Origin of the sequence: Alkalimonas mucilaginosa, assembly GCF_036327005.1 — a bacterium.
Classification (GTDB): Bacteria; Pseudomonadota; Gammaproteobacteria; order Enterobacterales; family Alteromonadaceae; genus Alkalimonas; species Alkalimonas mucilaginosa.
Window position 1 is genome coordinate 1 of the sequence record NZ_JAUGZK010000054.1, and the last position, 485, is coordinate 485.

Here is a 485-nt window from a genome sequence, read left to right on the forward strand (position 1 = left end):
CCTTCGTAATCGATGTGTTCTCCCGAAAAATCGTGGGCTGGCGTGTGTTGAAGTCGATGCAGACACAGTTGATTCTGGACGCGCTAGAGCAAGCCTTATGGGCCAGAGGCAAACCCAAAGGCGTCATTCATCACAGCGACAGAGGAAGCCAGTATGTCTCGATACGTTACTCTGAACGGTTATCAGAAGCAGGCTTTACAGCTTCGGTTGGCAGTGTTGGCGACTCGTATGACAATGCCTTGGCTGAAACGATTAACGGCTTGTACAAAGCCGAGGTGATTTATAAAGACGGCCCGTGGAGAGGGCTGGAGCAGGTAGAGCTTGCAACGCTGGACTGGGTTGACTGGTTTAACAACAGACGATTGCTGAGCTCAATTGGCGATATCCCGCCGGCTGAATATGAGGAAAACTACTATCGACAATTAACCCAAGATACGGCAGCATGACTCAAACAAATCCGCCTCCGAATTTACCGGTACGATTCA

The 485-nt window shown here is 50.1% G+C and carries 1 protein-coding gene; it reads left to right on the plus strand.

What is annotated here, in order from left to right; genetic code table 11:
• Positions 1 to 446: IS3 family transposase (locus QWF21_RS18105; protein ID WP_330089435.1), on the plus strand; the 446-nt coding region annotated here is incomplete at its 5' end.
• Positions 447 to 485 lie beyond the last annotated feature (39 nt).